This window comes from Streptomyces viridifaciens (assembly GCF_001888885.2).
GTDB classification, from domain to species: domain Bacteria; phylum Actinomycetota; class Actinomycetes; order Streptomycetales; family Streptomycetaceae; genus Kitasatospora; species Kitasatospora aureofaciens.
The window spans coordinates 2,141,724-2,167,851 of the sequence record NZ_CP090841.1; the positions used below are offsets into that span (position 1 = coordinate 2,141,724).

At 74.6% G+C, this 26,128-nt stretch carries 7 protein-coding genes; 2 read left to right on the forward strand and 5 right to left on the reverse strand.

What is annotated here, in order from left to right; translation table 11 throughout:
• From BOQ63_RS16805 to BOQ63_RS16825, 5 genes are all read right to left on the reverse strand, one after another.
• Nucleotides 1–12,495 carry a non-ribosomal peptide synthetase gene (locus BOQ63_RS16805; protein ID WP_072654558.1) on the reverse strand — a complete coding sequence of 4,165 codons (12,495 nt, stop codon included), beginning with the start codon at nt 12,493–12,495 and terminating at the stop codon, nt 1–3.
• A gap of 1 nt (nt 12,496) precedes the next feature.
• Nucleotides 12,497–18,835, reverse strand: a complete 6,339-nt coding sequence (locus BOQ63_RS16810; RefSeq protein WP_191093569.1) for a non-ribosomal peptide synthetase — start codon at nt 18,833–18,835, stop codon at nt 12,497–12,499.
• A 120-nt stretch (nt 18,836–18,955) separates the two neighbouring features.
• Nucleotides 18,956–20,260, reverse strand: coding sequence for a serine hydrolase domain-containing protein (locus BOQ63_RS16815; RefSeq protein ID WP_150475953.1), 1,305 nt, complete (start codon nt 20,258–20,260; stop codon nt 18,956–18,958).
• Between the two features lie 348 nt (nt 20,261–20,608).
• Nucleotides 20,609–23,176: an FtsX-like permease family protein gene (locus BOQ63_RS16820; RefSeq protein WP_072654561.1), complete on the reverse strand. Its 2,568-nt coding sequence runs from the start codon at nt 23,174–23,176 to the stop codon at nt 20,609–20,611.
• Nucleotides 23,177–23,180: 4 nt separating this feature from the next.
• Nucleotides 23,181–23,918, reverse strand: a complete 738-nt coding sequence (locus BOQ63_RS16825; RefSeq protein WP_030287913.1) for an ABC transporter ATP-binding protein — start codon at nt 23,916–23,918, stop codon at nt 23,181–23,183.
• 193 nt (nt 23,919–24,111) lie between these two features.
• Here BOQ63_RS16825 and BOQ63_RS16830 point away from each other — a divergent pair, with 193 nt between their 5' ends.
• Together BOQ63_RS16830 and BOQ63_RS16835 are read left to right on the forward strand one after the other, a co-directional pair.
• Nucleotides 24,112–25,404: a sensor histidine kinase gene (locus BOQ63_RS16830; RefSeq protein WP_030287915.1), complete on the forward strand. Its 1,293-nt coding sequence runs from the start codon at nt 24,112–24,114 to the stop codon at nt 25,402–25,404.
• A complete protein-coding gene (locus BOQ63_RS16835) occupies nt 25,392–26,054 on the forward strand; it encodes a response regulator transcription factor (RefSeq protein ID WP_030287917.1) in 663 nt (220 codons plus the stop codon). Before BOQ63_RS16830 ends, BOQ63_RS16835 begins: the two co-directional genes overlap by 13 nt.
• Nucleotides 26,055–26,128 lie beyond the last annotated feature (74 nt).

Here is a 26,128-nt window from a genome sequence, read left to right on the forward strand (position 1 = left end):
TCAGGCCTTCCGTTCCGGGCCGGCGGCGCCGTCCGCTGTGGTTCCCTCGGTGGCGGTGCGCTCCAGCTCCCGCAGCAGCGCCTCCTCGATCAGCTCGGCGAAGCCGGCCAGCGTCGGGGTTTCGAGCAGTTCCCGGAAGCTGGGCCGGACGCCGAAGGCCCGCTTGATCTGGGAGAGCGTCTTCAGGCTGAGGATGGAGTGCCCGCCGAGGGTGAAGAAGTTGTCGTGCACGCCGACCCGCTCCACCTCCAGGACGTCGGCCCAGATCTTCGCCAGGGCCTTCTCGGTGTCGGTGCGCGGTTCCACGTACCCGGTGCCGGAGGCCCGGGGCACCCCGGTCTCCAGCAGGGCCTGGCGGTCCACCTTGCCGTTGGCGTTGAGCGGGTACTGCGCCAGCGGCACCAGCACCGGCGGCACCATGTAGTCCGGCAGCCGCTCGGCGAGGTGGGCGCTCACCGCCTCGGCGTCGAAGGCCGCCGGGTCGGCCACCCGGACGTATCCGGCCAGGCGCCTGGCCTCCCCCTCGCCGAGGACGGCGACCACGGCCTCCTCGACGTCCGGGTGGCCGGTCAGCGCGTGCTCGATCTCCCCCGGCTCGATCCGGTAGCCGCGCAGCTTGACCTGGTGGTCCAGGCGGCCCAGGAACTCCAACGTCCCGTCGGGCAGCCGGCGCACCCGGTCGCCGGTGCGGTAGAGGCGCTCGCCGGCGCCGAACGGGGCCCGGACGAAGGACCGCGCCGTCAGCTCCGGCTGTCCCAGGTACTCCCGGGCCAGGCCGGCCCCCGCCAGGCAGAGCTCGCCGGTGGCGCCGACCGGCAGCACGGTGAGGTCCTCGTCCAGGACGTACGCCCGGGTGTTCTGCACCGGGAGGCCGAGCACCGGGCGCTCGCTGTCGGCCAGCCGGGTGGTCACCGCGTCCACCGTGCACTCGGTCGGGCCGTAGAAGTTGAAGCTCACCAGCTCCGGGCGGGCCCGCAGGCGGTCCCACAGGGCCTGGCCGATCGGCTCGCCGCCCAGGGCCAGGCCGCGCAGCCGCAGGCCGGGCCGCTCCAGGAGGCCGGTGTCGGCCAGCTGCTGGAGGTAGGACGGCGTGGTCTGCAGGAACTCGATGCCGTGCTCGACGAGGTGGTCGGCCAGCGCCTGGGCGTCCCGGCGGGTGGTGTCGTCGACGATGTGCAGCTCGTTGCCGTCGGCCATCCACAGCACCGGGTTCCACGAGGCGTCGAAGGACGCCGGGGCCAGGTGCGCCACCCGCACCGGCCGGCCGTCCGCGGTCGCCCGGACCGGGCCGAAGACCGTACGCCGGTGGCTGTCGAACAGGTTGGCCAGGCTCCGGTGCTCGACCACCACGCCCTTGGGGCGCCCGGTCGACCCGGAGGTGTGGATGATGTACGCCGCGTCGTCCGCGGAGACGGCGACCTCGGGCGCGGTGCCGGGGCGCGCCGCGATCCGCTCCCGCTCCTCGTCCAGGCTCACCACCGCCGCCCCGCCCTGCGGCAGCCGCCCGCGCAGGCTGCGCTGGGTGACCACGACGGGCGCCGCGGTGTCCGCCAGCAGCAGCGACAGCCGCTCGGCGGGCGCGGCGGGATCGATCGGGGTGTACGTGCCGCCGGCCTTGAGCACCGCCAGCAGCGCCGTGACCAGGTCCGTGCCGCGCTCCAGCAGCACCGCCACCGGGGACTGGGCGGACACGCCCCGTTCGGCCAGGTGGTGCGCCAACCGGTTGGCGGCGGCGTCGAGTTCGGCGAAGGTGAGCCGGCCGTTCGGGTCGGCCACCGCGACGGCCTGCGGGGTGCGCGCCGCCTGCTCGGCGAACTGGACGTGCACCGGGCGGTCGTCGAAGGTGATCCGCGGCCCCTGGTGCGCGGTGAGCACCTCGCGCCGGTGCTCGTCGCTCAGCTCGCCGAACTGCGCGACGGTGCGCTCGGGGGCCCTGGCGATCTCCTCCAGCAGGGCCCGCAGGTCGGCGAGGACGCGTTCGGCGGTCTCCGGCTCGAACAGCACCGGGTCGTAGGCGAGCCGGAAGCCCATCCGCCCGGCCGGGAACACCGCCAGCACCATCGGGAAGTTGGTGAACTCCAGCGCCTGCGGGTCGCGCAGGCTCACCCCGTACTCGGCGCCCATCTCGCCCTCGTACGGGTAGTTCTCGACCACGATGTAGCTGTCGTAGAGGCTGGTGCCGGCCGGGACCTGGGCCCAGCCGCGGATCTGCGACAGCGACACGAACTCGTGGCTGCGCGCCTCGGACTGCTCCTGCTGCAGGTCGGCCAGCCAGTCCAGCAGCCGCCGTTCGCCGTCGACCCGGGTGCGCACCGGGATGTTGTTGATGAAGATGCCGGCGATCGTCTCGACCCCGGGCAGGTCGGCCGGGCGTCCGGACACCGCGGATCCGAAGCACACGTCGGTGCGCCCCGAGTAGCGGGCCAGCAGCAGCGCCCAGACGCCCTGGGCGAGCGTGTTGACGGTCAGCCGGTGCCGCTTGACCAGCTCGCCGAGCCGGTCCGAGGTCTCCTGCGGGAGCTGGAAGGAGACCCGGGCCCGGGATCCGGTCCACTCGGTGCCCGGCAGGTCGTGGTCGACCGGCAGCGGGGTCGGGGAGGTGTGGCCCTCCAGCACGCCCCGCCAGTGCCGCTCGGCGCTCGCCGGGTCCTGGCGGTCCAGCCAGGCCACGTAGTCGCGGAACGGCCGGCGGGCCGGCAGCGGGCCCTGCTTGAGGCCGCGCACCCGCAGGTAGTGCTCCAGCAGCTCGGCCAGCAGGTCGGCGCTGCTCCAGCCGTCCAGCAGCACGTGGTGCGAGGTCCACACGGTGCGCACGCTGCGCCCGGTCTCGGCGATCAGCGTGACCCGGGACAGCGGCGCGACCGTCAGGTCCATGCTGCGGGCCCGTTCGCCGTCCATCAGCCGCTCGAAGCGCTCGGCGCGCTCGGCCTCGGTGAGACCGGTCCAGTCCAGCGCCTCCACCGGCATCCGGACGCCGTGGTGCACGACCTGCAGCGGGTCGTCCACGTCCTCCCAGAGCACCGCGGTGCGCAGGATCGCGTTGCGGTCGGTCAGCAGCTGCCAGGCCTCGGCCAGCGCGGCGAGGTCGTCCACGCCGTCCAGGACGAACGACAGGTGGCCCAGGTAGATGCCCTCCCCGGACTCCTCGGTGAGGCTGTGGAAGAGCAGGCCGCTCTGCATCGGCGTGAGCGGGTAGAGGTCGTCGATCCGGCCGCCGTGTTCGGTGAGCCGGTCCAGCGTCGGCTGGTCGATCCGCGCCAGCGGGAAGTCCGAGGGCGTGGCGCCGCCGGTCGCGGCCCCGGCGCAGTGCGCGACGATGCCGCCGAGCGCGGCGACCAGGCGCTTGCCGAGCCGCTCGACGGTCGCGGGGTCGTGCACGGCCGTGGAGTGGAACAGGGTGATCTCCAGGCGCCCGCCCCGGACCTGGGCGACGATGTCCAGCAGGTACTCCAGCGTCTCCTCGGGCGCCTGCTCGGTGCCGAAGCCCAGCCGGACGCCGCGCACCAGGGCGCCGTCGGCCGACGGATCGTCGGCCTGCCCCAGGTAGTTGAAGCACACCTGGGCCCGCGGGGTCTCGGCGAGGATCTCGGCGGGCGCTCCGGCCGGGCTGAGGTGGCGCAGCGCGCCGTAGCCGACGCCGCGCCGCGGCACCGCGCGCAGCTGCTCCTTGACCGCCTTCAACCGCTCGCCCCAGTCCTCGCCGGACGGGGTGAGCGCCACCGGGAAGGCGCTGGTGAACCAGCCGGCGGTGCGGCTGGTGTCGACGTCGTCGAAGAGGTCCTCGCGGCCGTGGCCCTCCAGGTCGAACAGCACGCCCGGCCGGCCGGTCCAGTCGGCCAGTACGGTGCCGAGCGCGGTGAGCAGGACGTCGTTGACCTGGGTGCGGTAGGTCGCCGGCACGTCCTGCAGCAGCGCCCGGGTGTCCTCCGCGCCGACGCACACGCGCACCTCGCCCGCCGAGGCGACGGTCGCCGTGCCCGGTCGGTCGACCGGCAGGTCCGGCTCGGCCCGGCGGCCGGTGGCCACCCAGTGGTCCAGCTCGTCGTCGAAGCCGCCGGCCGCGGTGTGCTCGGACAGCCGCAGCGCCCAGTCGCGGAAGGAGGTGGTCCGCTCCCCGAGGTCCACCTCCGCACCGGCCGCCGCCTGGGCGTAGCCGGTCTCGAGGTCGGTGAGCAGCTGCTGCCAGGAGACCGCGTCGACCACGAGGTGGTGGGCGGTCAGGAACAGCCGGGGGGCCCGTCCGTCGCCCGGGCGGAACAGCGCCCCGCCGACCAGCGGACCGGTGGCGAGGTCGAAGCCCGCCTGGATCCGGGCGGCTTCCCGGTGCATCGCCTCCTCGAGCGCGTCCTGACCGGACAGGTCCACCTCCTCCAGCGGCCAGCCGGTGCCCGCCGGGGCCACCTCCTGCTGCCATCGCCCGTACGCACTGGTGTAGCGGGCCCGCAGTTGGTCGTGGTGGTCCGGCAGGGCGTCGAGGGCGCGGCGCAGCGCGGCGGTGTCCGGCTCCCCGGCGAGGTCGACGAGCACCGACATGGTGGAGTGCTGCGGTGCGGCCCGGTGACGGTCGAAGAAGGTGCGCTGGATCGGGGTCAGCGGCACGCGGCCGGTCACCGGCTCGGAGCGCCGGGTGTCGGCCATCCGACCGGCCGTCTCGGCGGCGGTCGTCGCGAACGCCAGCTCGGCGACCGTCTGGTGGGCGAACAAGTCCTTGGACGACAAGGTAATCCCCTTCTGCCGTGCTCGGGTCACGACTTGGATGCTCAAGATGGAGTCGCCGCCGAGGTCGAAGAAGTTGTCCTCGACCCCGACCCGGTCGACCCGCAGGACCTGGGCCCAGACCTCGGTGAGGGCCTGCTCCACCCGGTTGCGCGGCGCGACGTGCCCGGTGCCGCGGGCCGTCTCCGGGCCCGGGGCGGGCAAGGCGCGGCGGTCGACCTTGCCGTTGCTGTTCAACGGCAGCGCGGCCAGCTCCACGAAGACCGTCGGCACCATGTACCGGGGCAGCACTTCTTCGAGGTGACCGCGCACCTCGGCGGCGGCGAACGGCCGCCCCGGCACGGGTACGACGTATCCGACCAGGCGGGGCGCGGCCGCGCCGTCCGTCCGCGCGGCGGCCACCGCGTCGGCCACCGCCGGGTGGCGCCGCAGGGCGGCCTCGACCTCGGCCAGTTCGATCCGGAAGCCCCGGATCTTGACCTGGTCGTCGGAGCGCCCGGCGAACTCGATGTCCCCGTCGGCCCGCCGGCGGACCAGGTCCCCGGTGCGGTACAGCCGGCTTCCCGGCTCGGCGGCGAACGGGTCCGGCAGGAAGCGCTCCCCGGTCAGCTCGGGGCGGTTCAGGTAGCCCCGGGCCACCCCGGGGCCGCCGAGGTACAGCTCGCCCACGACGCCGACCGGGACGGGCCGGCGCGCCTCGTCCAGCACGTAGGTCCGCACCCCGGGGATCGCCTGCCCGACCGGCACCCCGGCGCCGTCCGGCAGCCCGGTCGCCCGGACGCGGTAGGCGCAGGACTCGACGGTGGCCTCGGTGACGCCGTACGAGTTGAGCACCTCGGTGCCGTCGGCCGTCCGGGCGAGCAGCCGGCGGCAGTCCTGCGTGCGCCAGTTGTCGGAGCCGACGGCGAGGACCCGCAGCGGCGGCAGTCCGGTCCCCCGCCGCTCGGCCTCCTCGACCAGGGCGTTGGCCAGCGAGGGCACGGTCTCCAGGTGGGTCACCCGGGCCGTGCTCATCAGGTCCAGCAGCAGCCCGGGATCGGTGGTGGCCTCGGTGGGTGCGATGACCAGTGTGCCGCCGTGGCACAGCACGTGCGCCAGGTCGGAGACGAACACGTCGAAGGACATGCTGGCGACGTTGAGCTGGCGGGCGGGCGGCGCCTCCGCCGTCCGGTACACCCGCTTCCAGGACTCGGCGGCGAAGACGACGCTGCGGTGCTCGACCATGACGCCCTTGGGCCGCCCGGTGGAGCCGGAGGTGTAGATGACGTAGGCGAGGTGCTCCGGGGTGACGCCGGACTCCGGGGTCCGTGCGGGCAGGCCGGCGATCCGCGGCCACTCCTCGTCCAACCGGAGCACCGGCACGCCCTCGGGCAGCCGGCCGGCCACCGAGGCCTGGGTGAGCACCAGCCGGGCGGCGCTGTCGGCGATCACGTACTCCAGCCGCTCGGCGGGGTGCCCCGGGTCCAGCGGCAGGTAGGCGCCGCCCGCCTTGAGCACGCCGAGCAGGGCGACGACCATGGGCAGCCCGCGCTCGACGCAGATGGCGACCACCGTGTCCGGGCCGACGCCGCGCGCGGCCAGCTCCTGGGCCAGCCGGTCGGCCGCCTCGTCCAGTTCGGCGTAGCTGAGGGAGGCCGAGCCGTACACCACCGCCTCGGTGTCGGGGGTGAGCCGGGCCTGCCGGGCGATCAGCTCGTGCAGGCAGCTCTCCCGGTCGAAGGGCAGGGGCGTGCCGCTCCAGTCCCCGAGCAGCCGGGACCGCTCCTGGTCGGTGAGCATGCTCAGCTCGCCCACCGTCCGGTCCAGGCCGTCGGACGTGCCGCGCAGCAGCGCGGCCAGGTGCTCGGCCGCCCGGGCCACCCTCGGCCGGTCGAACAGGGCCGGGTCGTAGGCGAGTTGGAGGGTCAGCCGGTCGCCGTCGAGGTGGGCGGTGAGGTCCAGCGGATAGCTGGTGGTGTCCACCGCGGCGACGTCGGTGACGGCGAGCCCGTTCGCGGCCGCCGCGCCGTCGTTGCCCGGGTAGTTCTCGAAGACCACGATGCTGTCGAACAGCCGGGTTCCGCGCGGCAGTTCGGAGGCCGCCTGGATCTGGGCCAGCGGCGTGTACTCGAAGCGCCGGGACTCGACCTGCTCCTCCTGCAGCCCCCGCAGCCAGTCCAGCAGGTTGTCCTCCTCGGCCACCCTGGTGCGGACGGGCAGCGTGTTGAGGAAGTTGCCGACCATCTCGCCCACGCCCGGCAGGTCGGCCGGCCGTCCGGACGCGGTGGCGCCGAAGCAGACGTCCTGCTCGCCGCTGTAGCGCGACAGCAGCAGGGCCCAGGCCCCCTGGACCACGGTGCTGAGGGTGAGCCGGTTGGTGCGGGCCCGTTCGACGAGCGCGGCGGAGTGCTCCGGCGAGAGCTCCACCCGGACCCGCTCGGCGGACTCGGACTGGTGGCCCGGGGCGGGGAGGCGGTCGTACGGGAGCGGGGTGGGCGAGTGCAGCCCGGCCAGCGCCCGCCGCCAGTGCGCCTCCGCCTGGGCGGCGTCCTGGTGGCCGAGCCACTGGACGTAGTCGCGGAACCGGGGCCGGACCGGGACGGCCTGCTCCGGGGACGCACCGTCCACCAGTGTGCGGTACTGGGCGAAGACGTCGCCGAGGATCCGGGAGGTGCTCCAGCCGTCGAGCACGATGTGGTGGAAGGTCCACACCACCCGGACGGCGTCCTCGCTCTCCCTCGCCAGCACCAGGCGGGTCAGCGGGGCACGGGACAGGTCCATCCCGGCCCGCCGCTCCTGCGCCGTCAGCTCCTCCAGCAGGCGTGCGCGCTCGTCCGCCGTGCGGTCGCGCCAGTCCAGGGTCCGGACGGTCGGCCGGGCGTCGCGCCGCACGATCTGCAGCGGCTGGTCGACCCCCTCCCACACGAGGTGGGTGCGCAGCGCCGGGGTCGCCTCGGCCACCCGGCGCCAGGCCGTCGCCAGGGCGTCGACGTCACCGGCGCCCTCCAGCCGGAAGGCGACGTGGTCGAGGTAGGCGCCGTCCGGCTCGGTGAGGGCGTGGAAGAGCATGCCGCTCTGCATCGGGGTGAGCGGGTAGATGTCCTCGACCTGACCGCCGGTCCCGGCCAGCTGGTCGACCCGTTCCTGGTCGAGGCCGGCCAGCGGGAAGTCGGAGGGCGTGGCGCCGCCGGCGCCCGGCTGCAGGCAGTGCCCGATCAGCGCGCGCACCGCGTCGGCCAGGCCGTCGGCCAGCTCCTGCGCGGTCTCCCCGGTGTGCACGTCCTGCGTGTAGAAGACGGTGAACTCCAGCTCGCCGCCCCGGACTTCGCCGACGACGTCGAGCAGGTGCGGGCGCGTCCCCAGCGGGCTGTGGTCCCGGCCGAAGTCGAACTCGACGGCCGTGCACAGCCCGTCGCCGGCGACGTCCTGCCACTGCCCCAGGTAGTTGAAACTGACGGCCGGGGCGCACTCGGGCAGGACGGACCGCCCGGTGGCCGGGTAGCGCAGCGCCCCGTAGCCGACGCCGCGCTGCGGGACCGCCCGCAGGCCCTCCTTCACCGACTTGATCAGCTCGCCCGGCCCGGCGCCGCGCGGGACGTCCAGCAGGACGGGGAAGATCGAGGTGAACCAGCCCGTGGTCCGCGAGACGTCGACCCCGTCGAGGATCTCCTCGCGGCCGTGGCCCTCCAGGTCAACCAGCACCCGCTCCTCGCCGGTCCACCGGCACAGGACCTGGCCGAGCGCTGTGAGCAGGATGTCGTTGACCTGGGTGCGGTAGACCGCCGGGACCCGGTGCAGCAGGGCGTGGGTCGTCCCGGCGTCCAGCGCGGCCCGCACCCGGCGCACCGAGGCCATGGTGTTCCCGCCGTCGCGGTCGACGGGCAGCGGCGCGACCGGCCGGCCGGTCACCTCCCGCCAGTGGTCCAGCTCGGCGTCGAAGCCGCCCGCTGCGGTGTGCTCGGCCTGTCGGCGGGCCCAGTCGCGGAAGGAGGTGGTCTTCGCGCCCAGATCCACCGGCCGGCCGGCCGCTGCCTGGGCGTGGGCCCGTTCCAGGTCCTCCAGCAGGATCCGCCAGGACACCCCGTCGACCACCAGGTGGTGGACGGTCAGGAACAGCTGGGCCGGTTCGTCCGGTGCGCCGGTGAACAGCAGGGCGCGCAGCAGCGGCCCCTCTTCGAGGTCGAGCCCGGCCTGTGCCCGCTCGGCCAGGGCGAGGGTGGCCCGGCGCCGCTCTCCGGCGCCGAGGCCGCCCAGCTCGACCCGTTCCAGGGCGGGCTCCTCCCCCACCGGCAGGTTGACCTGGTGCGGCTCGCCGTCCCGGAGGCGGAAGCGCATCCGGAGCGCGTCGTGGTGCGCGACCACGGCGCGCAGCGCCGCCGCCACCGCGCGCTCGTCGGTTCCGGGGGCGAGGGTGATCAGCACGGACTGGTTGAAGTGGTGCGGGGCCTCGGTGTGATAGGCGAAGAACCACCGCTGGACGGGGGTGAGCGGAGCGTCCCCCGTGACCGGCCCGGTGTCGGCCGCGGCGGAGACCGGTACGGCGGCCCGCGCCAGCTCGGCCACCGTCTGCCGGGCGAAGACGTCCTTGGAGGTCAGCTCCCAACCGGCCTGCCGGGCCTGGGCGACCACCTGGATGCTGAGGATGGAGTCGCCGCCGAGGTCGAAGAAGTTGTCACGGGTGCCCACCCGCTCGATGCCGAGCACCTCGGACCAGACCCGCGCCAGCACCTGCTCGGCCTCGCCGGTCGGCGCGGTGTAACCGGCGCCGGGGGTGTGCCGGTCGGCGGGGGCGGGCAGGGCTCGCCGGTCCAGCTTGCCGCTGGCGGTGAGCGGGAACTCCGCGAGCGCCACGAAGGCGGAGGGCACCAGGTAGCCGGGCAGGTGGCTCTCGGCGAAAGCGCGCAGCTCGGCCGGTTCGGGGGCGTCGCCGTCCGACGGCCGGACGTAGCCGACGAGCTGCTTGCGGGCGCCGTCCTGCCGGACCACCACCACGGCGGCGGAGAGCCGCGGGTGCTGTTCGAGGACGGACTCGATCTCGCCCGGCTCGATCCGGTAGCCGCGCACCTTGACCTGGTGGTCGGTGCGGCCGAGGAACTCCAGGGTGCCGTCGCCGCGCCAGCGCACCAGGTCGCCGGTGCGGTACAGCCGGGCGCCGGGCGTGTCGGAGAAGGGGTCGGCGAGGAAGCGCTCCTCGGTCAGTTCGGGCAGGTTGAGGTAGCCGCGGGCCACCCCGGGCCCGCCGATGTACAGCTCGCCCGCAACCCCGGCGGGCACCGGGGAGCGGCGCTCGTCCAGGACGTACAGCGAGGTGTTGGCGATCGGGCGGCCGATCGGGACCGGGGTGGTGCCGTCGGCCTCGCGCACCCGGTGGCAGGCGGCGAAGGTGGTGGTCTCGGTGGGTCCGTAGCCGTTGACCAGGCGCCGCGGCGGCGCGGTCGCGAGGACCTGGGCCACCCGGCGGGGGTTGACCGCGTCCCCGCCGAACAGCAGGTTGCGCAGGCCGCCGAACGCGGCCGGGTCGACGGCCACCACCTGGTCGAACAGCCCGGCGGTCAGCCACATCGTGGTGATGCCCAGCCGCTCGATCGCCCCGGTCAGTGCCCGGGCGTCCAGCAGGGTCTCCCGCTCCAGCGGCACCAGCCGTGCCCCGGCGGTCAGCGCGCCCCAGATCTCGAAGGTGGCGGCGTCGAAGGTGACGTCCGCGGCCTGGGCCACCACGTCGTCCGGGTGCAGCGGCGCGTAGTCGTTGCCGCTGACCAGCCGGACGATCGAGCGGTGCTCGACCACCACGCCCTTGGGGGTGCCCGTGGAGCCGGAGGTGTACAGCACGTAGGCCGCGTCGCCGGGGCCGACCGCCACCGAGGGGGCGTCCTGCGGGCGGGCGGCGATCGCCCCGGCCTCCTCGTCCAGCAGGACGGTCCGGGTCCGGCCGGCGGGTATCCGGTCGGCCATACTCCGCTCGGTCAGGCAGACCGGCGCCGCGGTGTCGTCCAGGATGTGCGCCAGCCGCTCGGCCGGGTGGTCGGGGTCCAGCGGCACGTAGGCGCAGCCCGCCTTCAGCACGGCCAGCAGGGCCCCGTAGAACCCGGCGCCGCGCGGCAGGCAGACCGCGACGTGGTCGCCGGGCCGGGCGCCCAGGGCGATCAGGTGGTGGGCGAGCCGGTTGGCGCGCTCCTCCAGCTCCCGGTAGCGGAGCGGGCCCGCCGCGTCCTCGACCGCGACGGCGTCCGGGTCGCACCGGACCCGGTCGGCGACCAGGCCGTGCACGGTGGCGTCGGCCGGGTACGGGACGCGGTGGTCGCCCCACTCCCGGGTGAGGGTGTGCAGTTCGCCGGCCGTCAGGAGCGGCAGGTCCCCCAGCGGGCGGGCCGGGTCGGCGACGATGCCCGCGAGCAGCTCGCCCAGGTGCCCGGTGAGCCGGGTCACCGTCGCGGCGTCGAACAGGTCGGTGTTGTACTCGACCGTCCCGGCCAGTTCACCGGAGGCGGTCTCGGCGAACTCCAGCGTCAGGTCGAAGATCGAGGACACCGACGGCGGGCGGAACTCCGTCACCTCCAGTCCCGGCAGTGCGATCTCGCCGGCGGGGGCGTTCTGCAGAACGACCGCGGCCTGCACCAGCGGGGTGCGGCTGGGGTCCCGCTCGATGTGCAGCGCGTCCACCAGCCGGTCGAACGGGACGTCCTGGTGGGCCAGCGCCTCCCACACGGTGTCGGCGACCCCGGCGAGGAAGTCGGTGAAGGGCAGGTCGGCGTCCACGTCCGCGCGCAGCACCAGGGTGTTGACGAAGAAGCCGACCAGCGGCTCCAGTTCGGTGCGGTCCCGGCCCGTGCTCACCGTGCCCACCGCGATGTCCCGCTGCCGGGAGTGGCGCGCCAGCAGCACCTGGGAGGCGGCCACCAGCGAGGAGAACAGCGTGCCGCCGTACCGCCGGCCCAGCTCGGCCAGGCCGCGGGCCACCTCGGCCGGGACGCGGAACGGCGCCAGCGCCCCGTTGGTGGTGCGGACGGCCGGCCGGGGCCGGTCGGTGGGCAGCTCCAACGGCTCGACGCCCGCCAACCGGTCCTTCCAGTAGGCGAGTTCCGTCTCCTGCCGGGCCTCGGTCAGGCTCTCCCGCTGCCAGTCGGCGAAGTCGCGGTAGCGCACCGGCAGCGGTGCGAGCCGGTCCTCTCGGCCCTCCTTCGCGGCCCCGTAGAGCTCGCCCAGCTCGCGGGCGATCACCCCCTTGGACCAGCCGTCGGCCGCGATGTGGTGCAGGGTCAGCAGCAGGACGTGCTCCGCGGCGCCCAGGCGCAGCAGCACCGCCCGCAACAGCGGCCCCTCCACCAGGTCGAAGGGGCGGCCGAGTTCGGCCCGCAACAGCTCGTCCACCCGCGCCTGCCGGGCGTCCTCGGGCAGCCCGCCCAGGTCCTGGACGGCCAGGTCCACCGGGGCCGCCGGGCGGACCACCTGGTACGGCCGGCCCTCGGCGGTGGCGAAGGTGGTGCGCAGCGGCTCGTGCCGGGCGACCAGTCGGCCGAGGGCGGCGGCGAGCGCCTCGACGCTCAGCTCGCCGCGCAGCTGCAGCCCGACGGCGGAGTTGTACTCGGTGCCGCCGGACTCGTAGCGGTCGAGGAACCACAGCCGCTCCTGTCCGAAGGAGAGTCGGGCGGGCCGGGCGTCGTCGACCGGCGGGATGGCGGCGACCTCTGGGTCCGCCTCCGTCCGGGCGTTCAGCCGCTCTTCGAGCAGCGCGTCGAGGGCGGCGTCGTCCAGCTGGTCGAAGTCCTCCGGCCCGGCTGTGCCGGCGATCTGGTCGGGCATGTCATTCCCCTCGTGCGCTGGTGGTGCGGACAACGGCGTCCGGTCGGGCCCGGTGCAGCTGTGCCCGGGCCTTGGCCCGGACCACGCCGGCCAGTTCGGACACGTTCCGGGCGGTGAAGACCTCGCGCACCGAGACGGTGACGCCGAAGTCCTCGCGGATGCGGGAGACGGTCTGCAGGGTGAGGACGGAGCTGGCCCCGAGGGCCGACAGGTCGTCCAGGACGCCGATCCGCTCGGTGTCCAGGACGTGCTCCCAGATGCGGGTCAGCGCCCGCTCCACCGCGTTGCGGGGCGCGACGTGGTCGCTCCCGCCCTGCGGACGGGACGCCGGCCGGGGCAGCGCGTTGCGGTCGATCTTGCCGCTGGTGGTCTCCGGGAAGGCGGCCAGCACCAGGATGTGCGCCGGCACCATGTACTCGGGCAGGCCGGTGCCGAGCCGCTCCCGCAGCTCCTCCGGGTCGGGTTCGCCGGGGCCGTCCGGCACCACGTACCCGGTCAGCACGGCGGAGCCGGAGGCGCCCTTCCGGGCGACCACCGCGGCCTTGGCCACCCCGGGCAGCCGTGACAACGCGTTCTCCACCTCGCCCAGTTCGATGCGGTAGCCGCGGACCTTGACCTGGTTGTCCAGCCGTCCCAGGAAGTCCAGTTCGCCGTCGGGAAGCCACCGGACCAGGTCACCCGTGCGGTACAGCCGCTCCCCCGGCGCGAAGGGGTCGGGAACGAAGCGCTCCTCGGTCAGCTCCGGGCGGTTGAGGTAGCCGCGGGCCAGGCCCAGGCCGCCGACGAACAGCTCGCCGGGCACGCCGGCCGGCACCGGCCGGCCGTTCTCGTCGAGCACGCGGGTGCGGGTCCCGGTGATGGCCGAGCCGATGGACGGCAGCCGCTCGTCGGAGGCGTCCCCGCGTTCGCGCAGCACGGCGGCCGTGGTCAGCACCGTGGTCTCGGTCGGACCGTAGTGGTTGACCAGCGTGAACGGGGCGTCCGCGGGCAGGCGGCGGCGGACCACGTCGGCGCCGGTGAGCATGAAGCGCAAGTTCCCCTCGTAGAGGCCCGGTTGGTCCAGGACGGACTCCAGTCGCGGCGCCGGCACCACGGCGTGGGTGATGCGCTGGGCCCTGAACCACTCGACCAGCAGGTGCGGGTCGTCCAGCCGCTCGTCGGGGACGAACCACACGCTCGCTCCGGCGCCGAGGTTGCCCCACTGCTCCAGCAGCGTCGGGTCGAAGCCCGGCGCCACCAGCTGCGAGGCGCGGTCCTGCGGACCCACCCGGTAGTAGTCGCGGTACCACCGCAGCAGGTTCAGCACGCTGCCGTGCTCGATCTGCACGCCCTTGGGCCGGCCGGTGGAGCCCGAGGTGTAGAACACGTACGCCAGGTCGCCGGGGCCGGTCGCCACGTCGGGCGGGCCGTCCACCGCCTCCCCGTCGGCGTCCTCCACGTACAGCACCCGGCCGTGCTCGGGGACCGGGCCGTCGGCCGGGTTCCGCCGGGCGACCACCACCCGCACCCCGGCGTCGTCCAGGATGTCCGCGGCCCGCTCCGCCGGCACCGCCGGGTCGAGCGGCAGCGCCGCGGCGCCCGTCTTGAGGACGGCCAGCTGGCCGACGGTCATCTCCGGGCCGCGCCCGGTGCGGACGGCGACGACCTCGCCCGGGCGCACCCCCTCCGCCACCAGCCGCCGCGCCAGCGCGTCGGCCCACCCGTCCAGTTCGCCGAAGTCCAGGCGCCGGTCACCGGCCACCACGGCGAGTCCGTGCGGTCGGCGGCGCACCTGCTCGGCGAGGAGCGCGGGCACGCTCCGGTGCCCGGGCGGGCCGGTGCGCGGGTCCGGGCTGCTCCAGCGCTCGACCAGGCGGCGCTCCGCCTCGGCCATCAACGGCAGTTCACCCAGCGGGCGGTGCGGCTCGGCGGCCATCGCCGCCAGCAGCACCAGCAGGTGGCCGGACATCCGTTCCACGGTGGAGCGGTCGAACAGGTCGGTGTTGTACTCCAGCCGGCAGGACAGCTCCCCGTCCCGGTCCTCGAACTCGAAGCCCAGGTCGAACATCGCGGTGACCCTCGGCGCGCGCACCTCCTCGGCCCGCAGCCGGGCGGACTCGACGGTCTGGGCCCGGTGCAGAGTCACCCCCGCCTGGAACAGCGGGGTGCGGCTCGGGTCCCGCTCCGGCTGCAGTTCCTCGACCAGGCGGTCGAACGGCAGCTCCTGGTGGGTGAGCGCTTCCAGCACCGTGCGCCGGGTGTCGGCCAGGAACTCCCCGACGGTCGCCCCGGGGCGGACCGAACCGCGCAGCACCAGGGTGTTGACGAAGTAGCCGAGCACGTTCTCCAGCTCCTCCCGGTCCCGGCCGGAGACGATCGTGCCCAGCGCCACGTCCTGCTGCCGGCTGTAGCGGGACAGCAGCAGCTGCACCCCGGCCACCAGCGCGGCGAACAGCGTGACCTGCTGCTCCCGGCACAACTCGCCGATCCGCTGCGCCAGTTCGGCGGGGAGGGCGAAGACGTGCTGGTCGCCCACCGAGGTGCGGACCGGCGGACGGGTCCGGTCGGTCGGCAGCTCCAGCGGACCGAGGCCGGCCAGCCGGCGCCGCCAGTACTCCAGGTCCTCGCGCGGGCCCGCGCCACTGCGCCGCTCCTCCTCGGCGCGCTGCCACACGGCGTAGTCCGGGTACTGCACCGGCAGCGCCTCCAGGGCCGCCGGGGTGCCGGTCGCCGCCTCCTCGTAGAGCGCGCAGAACTCCCGCGCCAGCACGTTCTTGGACCAGCCGTCGGTGACGACGTGGTGCATGTCCAGCACCAGCACGTGCTCCTGCCCGGACAGCCGCACCAGCACCACCCGCAGCAGCGGGCCGCGGCGCAGGTCGAACGGGAGTGACGCCTGCTCACGCAGCAGCCGGTCCAGCTCGGCCTCGCGACCGGCCGCCGGGCGGTCGGAGAGGTCCACCCGGCGCACCGGCACCTCCACCGTGTCGTGCACCCGCTGCACGCCACGGCCGTCGACGACGTCGAAGGTGGTCCGCAGCGCCTCGTGGCGGGCGACCACCGCCCGCAGCGCGGCCTCGGCGGTGTCGGCCTCCAGCGCGCCGGTCAGCCGCAGCACCAGCGGCGAGTTGTACTCGATGCCGCCGGGCTCGTACTCGTGCAGGAACCACAGCCTCTGCTGGCCGTACGACAGCGGCAGCGGCCCGCCGCGGTCGACCCGCCGCGGGCCGGACCCGCTCCGTGAGCCGTCCAGTCGCTGGGCGAGCGCGGCCACCGTCGGGGCCTCGAACAGGGTGCGGACGGACACCTCGGTGTCCAGCGCCGCGCGGATCCGGCTGACCAGCCTGGTGGCCAGCAGGGAGTGCCCGCCCAGGTCGAAGAAGCTGTCGTCGATGCCGATCCCGTCGGCGCCCAGCACCTCGCAGAACAGGGCGTGCAGCTGCTCCTCGCGGGCGATCCGGGGCCCGCGCCGGGCCTCCGTCGGCTCCAGGACGGGCGCCGGCAGCGCCGCCCGGTCGGCCTTGCCGTTGGGGGTCAGCGGCAGCTCCGCCAGCGGGACGACCGCGGCCGGGGTCATGTAGTCGGGCAGCGAGGACGCCGCGTGCTCCCGCAGCCGGGCCGGGTCCAGCCGCCGGCCCGCCGTGGCGACCGCGTACGCCACCAGCCGGACGTCACCCGGCCGGACCTCGGTGGCCTTCACCACCGCCGTGGCCACGTCCGGGTGCCGCTCCAGGACGGCCTCGATCTCGCCGGGTTCGATCCGGAAGCCGCGGACCTTGACCTGGTGGTCGCTGCGGCCGAGGAACTCCAGCGCGCCGTCGGCGGCCCAGCGGGCCACGTCACCGGTCCGGTACAGCCGGGCGCCCGGCTCGCCGGAGAACGGGTCGGCCACGAAGCGCTCCGCGGTCAGCCCGGGGCGGCCGTGGTAGCCGTGCGCGACGCCGGCCCCGCCGAGGTAGAGGTCGCCGGCCACGCCGACCGGCACCGGCCGTAGCCGGGCGTCCAGCACGTACGCCCGGGTGTTGGCGATGGGGGTGCCGATGGCCGGGGCGCCCGGGCGGCCGTCGAGCCTGGCGGCGGTGGACCAGATGGTGGTCTCCGTCGGACCGTAGAGGTTGACGGCTTCCGCCCCGAGTTCCCGCAGGGTCCGCGCCAGGGCGGCGGGCAGCGCCTCGCCCCCGACGGCGATCCGCAGTCCGCGGACGGCCTCGGGCTGCTGCTCGCACAGCGCCTGCCACAGACCGGGGGTGGCCTGCACGACCGTGGTGCCGGTGCCGGTGATCAGGTCGGCCAGGGCCCGCGGGTCGCGGACGGTCTCCCGGTCGGCCAGCACCACGGTGGCCCCGGCGGCCAGCGGCAGGTAGAGCTCCAGGGCGGCGATGTCGAAGGCGACGGTGGTGACCGCCGTCCACGCGTCGGCGGGGGTCAGCGGCAGCAGCTCGGCCATCGCCGCCAGGAAGTTGGCCAGCGCCCGTCGGCCCACCACCACGCCCTTGGGCCGCCCGGTCGAGCCGGAGGTGTGGATGACGTACGCGGCCTGGTCGGCGCCCGGCACGGTGCGGCGGGCGGGCGCGACCGGCGCGGTGTCCGGCAGCGCCGCCAGCTCGCGCACGGTGTCCGCGTCGTCCAGTACGAGCAGGCGGGCACCGGTGGCGGGCAGCCGCCCGGCCGTACGGCGGTCGGTGACGACGGCGACCGGGCGGGTGTCGGCCAGCGCGTGGGCGATCCGCTCGGCCGGGTACTCCGGGTCGAGCGGCTGGTACGCCGCTCCGGTCTTGGCGACGGCGAGCAGGGTCGCCGGCAGGTCGGTGCCGCGCGGCAGCACGAGCGCGACGAAGGCGCCGGGGCGCGCACCCCGGTCGACCAGGGCCCGGGCGATCCGGTTGGCCCTGGCGTCCAGCTCCGCGTAGCTGCTGGTCCGGCCCGCGTGCACCACGGCGGGGGCCTGCGGGCGGGCGCGCACCTGGGCCTCGAAGAGGTCGGCGACGGTGCCGTCGGGGACCGGCGCGGCGGTGGCGTTCCACCGGGTCAGCACGCGGTCACGCTCCTCGGCGTCCAGGACGTCGAAGCCGTCGAGCGCCCGCTCCGGGTCCTGGACGGCCTCGGCCAGCAGCCGCGGCACGGCCTCGGCGAGGCGGCGCGCGGTCGGCTCGTCGAACAGTTCGCGGCTGTAGTCGACCAGCAGGTCCATCCCGCGCGGGCCGCCGTCCGTGTGCTCCGGCACGGCGCGCACGTGGAGGTCGTACGGAGAGCCGCCTGCGGGCACCTCCCGGGTCCTGGCCGCCAGGTCGCCGAAGGCGTCCGGGGCGGGCACCGGGTGGGCGAGGTCGAGGACGACCTGGCACAGCGGGTGCCGGTTCAGCGCCCGGTCCGGCCGCACCGCGTCGACCAGCCACGGGAAGGGCAGGCCGCCGTGCGCACGGGCGGCGTCGGCGGTGGCCGAGCAGGCCCGCACCAGGTCGGCGAAGCTCACGCCGTCCGGTACCGCGGTCCGCAGCACCACCGTGTTCTCCAGCGGCCCGACCACGGCCGACTCGCCGGCGCCCCGGGTGCTCACCGTGGTGCCCAGCGGCAGGTCGTCGCCCGCGCCGAAGCGGCGCAGCACGACGGCGAGCGCGGCGTGCAGGACGGCGAAGGCCTCGGTGCCGGTCCGGGCGGCCAGCGCCTCGACGGCGCGGTGGCACCGGGCGTCCAGGCGCAGCCGGAGCCGGGCACTCTCGTACGTGGCGGCCACCGGGCGGGTGCGGTCCGCCGGGAGCTGGAGCTGTTCCGGGGCTCCCGCCAGGGCGCCGCGCCAGAACTCCAGTTCGGCCGCAGCTGCCGGGGACGGCCGATCGAACGTTCCCAGCTCCTGATGTCGCGTCACACTTGCAAGCTGGAGCGGCCGTTCCCCCGACGGAGCCTCGCCGCGACAGCGGGCGGCGTACGCGTCGGCCAGATCGCCCAGCAGCGGCCCCCAGGACGCCTCGTCCCCGGCGATGCGGTGCAGCACCAGCAGCAGGACGTGCTCCTCGGAGCCGAGCCGGAACAGCTCGACACGCAGCGGGGTGTCCCGGGTCAGGTCGAAGGGACGGGCCGCCGCCTCCGCCAGCCGCCGGTCGAGCCCGTCCGGGTCGGCCGCGCGGACCGCGAGGTCGGCGAACGGCTCGTGCGCGGGGCGCGGTTCGGGGCGGCAGCGGCCGTCCTCCTCGACGTGGACGGTGCGCAGCAGGTCGTGGCGGGCCAGCAGGTCGGCCAGCGCCTCTCCGAGCGCGGCCGCGTCGAGGGCACCGGTGAGGCGGACGGCGCGGGCCGTGGTCGCACCGGCGCCGGATTCCTGGAGCCGGTTCAGGAACCACAGCCGCCGCTGGACCGGTGACAATCCTCCGCTCTCCGCGGCCGTTTCCGCGGAAACCGACCGGGTGCCGTTCGTTCCTGTCACTTCCATACTCCAGCGAATGAGTCGTGCGAGAAGGGAGGCAGCGCTTGTCCGGGACTTTCGTCAGCCGGCCGTGCGGAATTTCCCGGTCTTTTCCCCGTACGGGGATTCCCGGCGGAGAACGCGTCCGGCGAACTGCAGGAGCGGACTTACCCCGGTTTCCGGATCGGGCAGGAACCGGCCCGCGTACGGGGCTTCGAGGAAATCCAGGCGGTGGGCGGAGAATCGCCCGCGGCCGTCGAGGTCGAGCCGGTAGCGCGCCCCGGTGTCGTCCTCCAGGTGCAGCGGGGCGCCGGCCCCACCGGTGAGGCGGTACACCATGTCGCCGTTGGCCCAGGTGCCGGCCAGGTCGGCGTCGCCCCCGGGCGCCGGATGCGCCTCGGACCGCCCGACCGGGGGTGCGCCGACGTCCCGGCCCTCGGCGCGCAGCCGTTCGGCCAGCTCGCGCCAGAGGGCGAGCCCCGCCGTGGAGTCCGTGACCAGGGCCAGCACGCTGCCGGTGCCCGGCTGGACCCGGAGGTTGCAGGTGGTGCCGCCGGCCATGGCGTCCAGGCCGAGCCAGGGCTCGTCGGCCGCCCCGTACCGGGCCCAGCCGAGGCCGAAACCGTCGGCGAGCCCGTACGGCTCGACACCCGGCACCGGGCCGCGCATCGCCGCGACGCCGTCCTCGTCCAGCAGCGCCCGGTACGCCTCGGCGCGATCCGCCAGGTGCAGCCGGGCGAAGGCCACCAGGTCCTCGGCGGTGCCGGCCAGCGCGGCCGCCGGCGCCATGGCAGCGGGGACACGGACGTCCACCGGGACGGCGCCCGCCCCGGTGACGGCGTGGCCGACGGCGATGGCCGGGCCGGGCGCCGAGGGCCCGGGGGCGGGCAGATGGGCCGGAGTGATGCCGAGCGGGCCCAGCAGGAAGGTGTCCACGGCCTCGCGCCAGCTCAGGCCGGCGGCCGCCTCGATCAGTCGGCCGACCAGTGCGAAGCCCACGTTGGAGTAGGAGAAGGCGCTGCCCGGCCGGAACAGCAGGGCCGGCTCGCCCGCGGCGGCCGCGAAGCCGCGCGGGGTCCGGTCCTCGTCGTCCAGGGAACAGACCAGGCCGCTGGTGTGGCTCAGCAGGTGGCGCAGGGTCACCGTGGTACCGAGACCGTTGGGCGCGGCCGCGAACTCCTCGCCGTACCGCCCCAGGGCGGCGTCCAGGTCGAGGTCGCCGTCGCGGACCAGCTGCAGCGCCACGGTGGCGGTGAACAGCTTGGTGACGGAGGCGAAGGGGAAGCGCAGCTCCGCCGCCTCCGGTCCGCCGACGCGGGCCGTCCGCACTCCGGTGTGGTCGAGCAGCGCGAGCTGAGCGTTCCGGACCCCGAAACCGGCGGCCATTCTCGGGAATTGGGCAACAAGTCCCGGTGACACCAGGAAACCCCCTCTACTCCGCTTTCCGTGACGGGCCGCAGACAGCCTGGAACAGCCGCGAATTCCAGGTGCGCACGGAGTGGTGCGCACGGACCGCGACTGGGGAAGATCGTCTTGTTTCCTGAAGGCTACACGGGGACTTTGCGCCGGTCAGCGTCCTTAAGTCCTCTGTGAAAAACGCTGGTTGGCATTCCGCGGGCACCGGGGAGGGGTATCCGCGGTGTGGGCCCGATCACAGCACTGTGCGGGCCCGATCACAACCGAAAGGCCCGCGGCGCGTCGAACGCACCGCGGGCCCCTCGGGTGGGCGGGAGGCTATTCCCGCAAGCCGATGCCCTCCACCGGGCGGGTCCGCAGCGCGAACCGGGTGGGCACCAGGATCGCGCCCAGTCCGATGAGCGCGGTCACCGCGACGATCCCCAGGTACATCAGCACCGGGAAGTGCGGCACCGGCGATCCGGTCAGCCCCAGGCTCACCGTGGCCAGCGGCAGCAGCGGCACCACGGTCCCCACCACCACCGCGATGGCCACCACCATCCCGGCCTCCACCCGCATCATCCGCACCACCTGCTCCCTCGGCGCCCCGACCAGCCGCATCAGCGAGAACTCCCGCACCCGGCCCAGGGTCGCCAGCACGAGCGTGTTGGCGACCGAGATGGCGAGGTAGCCGAAGACCAGCGCCAGCGGCAGCGCACTGGTCAGCACCGAGGACATCGCCTGCTCCTGCTGCGCGGCCGAAAGGCCGCTCCCGTCCAGCACCTTGAGGCCCGGGTACCGGCCGGCCAGGCCGCGCAGCGCCTTGCCGACCTGGCCCTTGTCGGCGCCGGCGGCGGTCTTGACGAACACCGCGTCCTCCAGTTGGCGGGAGCTGTGCGCCAGCACCGTGTCCTGGGGGAGCGTCACGTCGCCGAAGCCCAGGCCCCGGTCGTAGACCGCGACCACCGCGGGCTTGACCTCGGCGCCGTCCGGGAGGTTCAGCCGGATGCGGTCGCCGACGTGGGCGCCCAGCGTGCTGGCCGCACCGCCGCTGATCGCCACCACGTCGCCGCGGAGGTTGTCCAGGGAGCCCTCGGTGACACCGAGGTCCATGGTCTGCGCCGCCTTGTCCGGAGTGACGCCCTGGGCCTGGTACTTGAAGATCTCCGGCGAGTCGAGCACCTTCCGGGAGCCGTTCACCTGGACCCGGATCACCCCGGTGGCGGCGGCCACCCCCGGCAGCGCCGCGGCGTCCCGGACCACGCCGATCGGCGGCCCGCCGGGCCCGCCCTGCACCGTGAACTCGGCCACGATGCCCGCCTCGGCCTGGTCCTGGGCCGCCGACGCGGTCGTCGTCGGGATGCACAACTGAACCAGCGCGAAGCCGATCGCCAGGGTGAGCGGACCGATGCCGGCCGCCAGCCGGCGGGCGTTGGCCCGGGTGTTGGCCACCGCGAGGTAGCCGTGCGGTCCGGTGCGCCGGCGGACCGGGCCCGCCATCAGCCGACTCGCCACGCTCACCACCGGTGGGGCCAGCATCAGCACGGCGATGATCATGACGAGCCCGCCGGTGCCCGCGCCGGCCACCGCGAAGACGCTGCCGAAGAACAGCGGCAGCAGCGAGCCCCCGACGCCGAGCAGGAACAGCAGCACCCCGAAGAACACCCGGCCGCGCCCCAGCCGCGCCGGTTCGATCTGGGCGTCGCCCATCGCCTCGACCGGCCGGATCGCCACCGCCTTGCGGGCGACCCCGACCGCGGCCACCTCCGCGGCGAACACCGTTGCCAGGACGGCGACCAGCATCGGCACGGGGCCGACGGAGAACGCGAAGTCGTCGGGCACCATGCCGATCACGCTCAGCGCGCCCATCAGCACCTTGGCCACCAGAACGCCCGGCAGGCACCCGATCACCGAGGCCACCAGGGAGACGATCAGGACCTCGGCCGCCATCATCTTGTAGACCTGGCGCGGGGTGGCCGCGACCGCCCGCAGCAGGGCCAGCTCGCGGCGGCGCTGGTGCACGCTGAGGGCGAGGGTGCTGGCCACCACGATCATCGCGATCAGCACCACCGTCGCCCCGAGCGACCCCGCCAGCTCGACCAGGTTGGTCTGGGCCGAGGCCACGTCGTGGAACTCCACCTGGCTGCGGTCCTCGCCCAGATAGGTGTCGGCGCCCGCCCCGGCCAGCTTCTTGTCGATCCGGTCCGCCACCTTGTCCGGGTCGGCGCCCGGCGCGACCAGCACCCCGACCGCGTCGATCCGGCCGGGGTGCCCGTAGAGCGTCGTCGCCTCGGCGTCCGTGAAGAACACCGCCGGCGAGCGCGGCTTCCCGCCGCCCTTCAGCGCGGCCACCCCGGTGACGGTGTACTCCCGCGCCTCCTGGGTGGTCGCCAGGCGCACCCGCTGCCCGGGCGACACCCCCACCCGGTCGGCCAGCCGCGCGTCCAGCACCACCTCGCCCGCCTGCTGCGGCGCCCGCCCGCGCTCCAGGTCGAAGGGGCCGAGCACCGAACTGGACCAGCTGTGCCCGCTCGACGGCTGCTCGCCGCCGCCGGCGTCCAGCCCGCCGTCCCCGTCCACCACCTGGGCGGGGAAGCTGACGTCGGGCACCGCGCGCTGCACGCCCTCGACCCCGGCCACCTTGTCGGTCACGTCGCTGTTCAGCGGCGCGGGCACGGGCAGCGGCTTCTGCTTGGTCTTGCCGTCGGTGACCTTGAACGACTGGGTGCCGCCGACCACCACCGGCGCCCCCGCGTAACGCTGGGTGGCCACCCCCGAGCCCAGTCCGGACTGCAGCAGCGCGCCGAACGCGGTGATCAGCATCGACGCCCCGACCAGCGCCACGAAAGCCCCGACGAGTCCGGCCTTGCGCTCCCGCAGGGTCATGAGGACGAGCTTGAAGATCATCTGCTCACCACTCCTCTAGGCGGGTCATCCGCGCGGCCACCCGATCGGCGGTCGGCGCCGCCATCTCCTCGGCGAAGGCGCCGTCCGCGAGGAACACCACGCGCTGCGCGAAGGAGGCGGCGACCGGGTCGTGGGTCACCATCACGACGGTGTTGCCGTCCCGGTCCACGATCTCCCGCAGCAGGGACAGCACCTGACGGCCCGTACGACTGTCGAGCGCGCCGGTCGGCTCGTCGGCGAAGATCACCTCGGGCTTGGTGATCAGGGCCCGGGCGATCGCCACCCGCTGTTGCTGGCCGCCGGACAGCTGGGCCGGCCGGTGCTGCAGGCGGTCGGACAGCCCGACCCGCCGAGCCACCTGGTCCAGCCAGCCCGGCTCGGCCGCGACCCCGGCGAGCAGCAGCGGCAGCGTGATGTTCTCCGCCACCGTCAGCGACCCCAACAGGTTGTACGCCTGGAAGATGAAGCCGACCCGCTCCCGGCGCAGCATGGTCAACTGCGCCTCGTCCAGCGTCGCCAGGTCCGTGCCGGCCAGCCACACCGAGCCCGAGGTCGGACGGTCCAGCCCGGCCGCGCAGTGCAGGAAGGTGCTCTTCCCGGCGCCCGACGGCCCCATGACCGCGGTGAACGATCCCCGGTCGAAGGAGAGGCTGAGATCGCGCAGCGCGGCGACCTCACCCGCTCCGCGACCGTACTTCTTCTCCACCGACCGCAATTCCACCGCCCACTGGCCGTGCGCCACTGCGTCCCACCTTCCCGCCCTGTCATCGACACGTCGAACTCACGCTAGGCGCACGGCTCCTGTGGGCACCACGATGTTTGCTGGAGTTCGAAAGGTGCAGTTGGCTACCCCCCTGTCCGGGTGACGGCCGAGCCGCGGAGATCACCTCGCAGTGATACCGTGGGTGAAAACGGGTAACGGGGGCTTGGCGACGATGGATGGCGTTCCCCAGCGGCCGCGCCGCGGGTTGACCCCGGCGACCACGCAGCAGGAGTTCCTCCGGCGGTTCGTCCTGGCCCTGCGGTACCTCCTGGAAGTCGGCGGCACCGCGGTGGTGGCCTTCCTCGGCTTCTACGCCCTCCTCGCGGTGTTCGTACTGAGCCTGGTCGGCCCGGGGTTGAGCCTGCTGCCGCTCTCACTGGCCCGGCTCCGGCGGGTCGCCGACGCCCACCGTCGGCGCGCGGGGCAGTGGTTGGACTGCGAGATCCCGTCCTCCTACCGGGAGGCCGAGGGCCGGGTGCTGGTCCGCGCGCAGGCGATGCTCACCGACAAGGCCACCTACACCGACCTGCTGTGGCTGCTGCTGCACGCCGTACTGGGCACGCTCGGCGCCGCGTTGGCGATCGGACTGTGCGTGGGGTCGGCCAGCTGGCTGACCATCCCACTGTGGTGGCAGGTCGTGCCCAAGCCCGCCCAGTTCCTGGTCTGGAACATCGACTCGTGGGGCTCGGCGCTGGGGGCCTGCTTCGCGGGCCTGGCCTACGGGGCGCTGGCCGGCTGGCTGCTCCCCTGGTGCGCCCAGTTGCACGCCCTGATGACCCGGGCACTGCTCAAGCCGCGCAAGCGCCGGACGTCCCTCGCCAAGCGCGTGGAGGAGCTGACCATCACCCGGGCCGAGGCCCTGGAGGCGCACGCCGCCGAACTGCGGCGCATCGAGCGCGACTTGCACGACGGCGCGCAGGCGGGACTGGTCTCGGTGTCGCTGCGGCTGGCGCTGATGAAGAGGGTGCTCCACGACAACCCGGAGAAGCTGCCCGAAATGATCGACCAGGCCCGCGACCTGGCCGATCAGGCGGTGCAGTCGCTACGCGTCGCGGTGCGCTCGATCTACCCGCCGGTGCTCGCCGACCACGGCCTGGCCGAGGCGACCCGCTCCCTGGTGGCGGCCTGCCAGATCCCCACCAAGCTGGACCTGGAGTACGAGTCCAGGAGCAGCCGGGCGCCCGCCGCGGTGGAGGCGGCGGCCTACTACGTCATCTCCGAGGCGCTGACGAACGTCGCCAAGCACAGCGGGGCCGAGTGCAGCCAGGTGCAGCTGCGCACCACCGAGAGCAGGATTCACATCTCCGTCTGGGACGACGGGCAGGGCGGGGCGGCGACGACCGGCTCCGGCAGCGGGATCCGCGGCATCAAGCGCCGCGTCGCGGCGTTCGACGGCGTGACCGAGCTGCACAGTCCCCCCGGCGGACCGACAGTACTTCGAGTGGAGCTCCCGTGCGGATCGTGATCGCCGAGGACAACGCCCTGCTGAGGGAGGGCATGTCACTGTTGTTGACCAGCGTGGGCCACGAGGTCTGCGCGACCGTGGAGGACGGCGACAGCCTGCTGCCCACGCTGCTGGAACACCGCCCGGACATCGCCGTGCTGGACGTCCGGCTGCCTCCGACCTACCGGGACGAGGGGCTGCGCAGCGCGGTGACCGCCCGGGAGCAACTGCCCGACCTGCCGGTCCTGGTGCTGTCCCAGTACGTCGAACACGCCTACGCCGCGCAGTTGCTGGTCCACGGCGCCTCCGGGGTGGGCTATCTGCTCAAGGACCGGGTCAGCCGGGTCGAGGAGTTCCTCCAGGCCCTGGACCGGGTCGCGGGCGGCGGCGTCGCCATGGACCCCGAGGTGATCTCCCAGCTGATGGTCCGCCGAGTGCGCAACGACCCGCTGGACGCGCTGAGTTCGCGCGAGCGCGAGGTGCTCTCGCTGATGGCGGAGGGCCACGGCAACGGCGCCATCGCCAAGCTGCTGTTCATCGCGGAGACCTCGGTGAACAAGCACATCGGCAACATCTTCACCAAGCTCGGGCTGCCGGCCACGGACGGCGGCCACCGACGGGTGCGCGCCGTGCTGACGTACCTCAACTCGATAGACGGCCAGGGCGATTGACCGGAACCCGGCGACCTGGCCGGCGACCGGAACCCGGCAACCGGGCCGGTGACCGGAACCCGGCGACCGGGCCG

Excerpts from the sequence above, each read along its gene's own strand:
- BOQ63_RS16815 (WP_150475953.1), bottom strand. The coding sequence starts at position 20,260 with ATGGCCGCCGGTTTCGGGGTCCGGAACGCTCAGCTCGCGCTGCTCGAC.
- BOQ63_RS16805 (WP_072654558.1), bottom strand. The coding sequence starts at position 12,495 with ATGCCCGACCAGATCGCCGGCACAGCCGGGCCGGAGGACTTCGACCAG.
- BOQ63_RS16830 (WP_030287915.1), top strand. The coding sequence starts at position 24,112 with ATGGATGGCGTTCCCCAGCGGCCGCGCCGCGGGTTGACCCCGGCGACC.
- BOQ63_RS16820 (WP_072654561.1), bottom strand. The coding sequence starts at position 23,176 with ATGATCTTCAAGCTCGTCCTCATGACCCTGCGGGAGCGCAAGGCCGGA.